This window comes from Pseudoalteromonas sp. 2CM39R (assembly GCF_023161845.1).
The window spans coordinates 1-1,470 of record NZ_JALNTM010000058.1; the positions used below are offsets into that span (position 1 = coordinate 1).

The following is a 1,470-nucleotide window of genomic DNA, read 5'->3' on the forward strand; positions in this document are numbered from 1 at the left end:
GGGGAACCTGGGGCTGGATCACCTCCTTATACGATTTAGAACTTATTTGTTCGTAGTGTCCACACAGATGATTGTTAGTTAGTTTTACCCTTTGGGTTAACTAATTAATATGCTCTTTAAAAATTTGGAAAAGCTGATAATAAAATTCGTATGAATGACATTTGTTATTTGTACAGAGTTTTCAAAAGTAAAAAAGAATGATAGCAGTATCATTCAGTGCCAATTTAATCTTCGGATTAATTGGTATCTACTTTAGTATTCAATATTAACTTCTGGCGAAGTTAAACTGTCACAAAACAAAGACCCGTTTGGGTTGTATGGTTAAGTGACTAAGCGTACACGGTGGATGCCTTGGCAGTTGGAGGCGATGAAGGACGTATTAACTTGCGATAAGCCTAGTCAAGCTAGTAAAAAGCACTTGAGACTAGGATTTCCGAATGGGGAAACCCACCTGCTTGCAGGTATCGTTAACTGAATACATAGGTTAACGAGGCGAACGCGGAGAACTGAAACATCTAAGTACCCGTAGGAAAAGAAATCAACCGAGATTCCGATAGTAGCGGCGAGCGAAATCGGAACAGCCCTTAAGCTTATTATGTGTTAATGGAAGGCTCTGGAAAGTGCCACGATACAGGGTGATAGTCCCGTACATGAAAACGCATTTTAAGTGAAATCGAGTAGGTCGGAGCACGTGAAACTTTGACTGAATATAGGTGGACCATCATCTAAGGCTAAATACTCCCAACTGACCGATAGTGAACCAGTACCGTGAGGGAAAGGCGAAAAGAACCCCTGTGAGGGGAGTGAAATAGAACCTGAAACCGTGTACGTACAAGCAGTAGGAGCCCTTCGAGGGTGACTGCGTACCTTTTGTATAATGGGTCAGCGACTTATATTTTGTAGCGAGGTTAACCGATTAGGGTAGCCGTAGGGAAACCGAGTCTTAACTGGGCGAATAGTTGCAAGGTATAGACCCGAAACCCGGTGATCTAGCCATGGGCAGGTTGAAGATTGAGTAACATCAATTGGAGGACCGAACCCACTAACGTTGAAAAGTTAGGGGATGACCTGTGGTTAGGAGTGAAAGGCTAATCAAACCGGGAGATAGCTGGTTCTCCCCGAAATCTATTTAGGTAGAGCCTCGGACGAATACTTACGGGGGTAGAGCACTGTTAAGGCTAGGGGGTCATCCCGACTTACCAACCCTTTGCAAACTCCGAATACCGTAAAGTAATATCCGGGAGACACACGGCGGGTGCTAACGTCCGTCGTGAAGAGGGAAACAACCCAGACCGCCAGCTAAGGTCCCAAAGTCATAGTTAAGTGGGAAACGATGTGGAAAGGCCCAGACAGCCAGGAGGTTGGCTTAGAAGCAGCCATCCTTTAAAGAAAGCGTAATAGCTCACTGGTCGAGTCGGTCTGCGCGGAAGATGTAACGGGGCTAAACTATGCACCGAAGCTGCGGATTCA

At 45.2% G+C, this 1,470-nt stretch carries 1 rRNA gene; it reads left to right on the forward strand.

The window, feature by feature from the left end:
* Positions 1–319 precede the first annotated feature (319 nt).
* Positions 320–1,470, forward strand: a 23S ribosomal RNA gene (locus MTF66_RS38355); the annotation flags it as partial.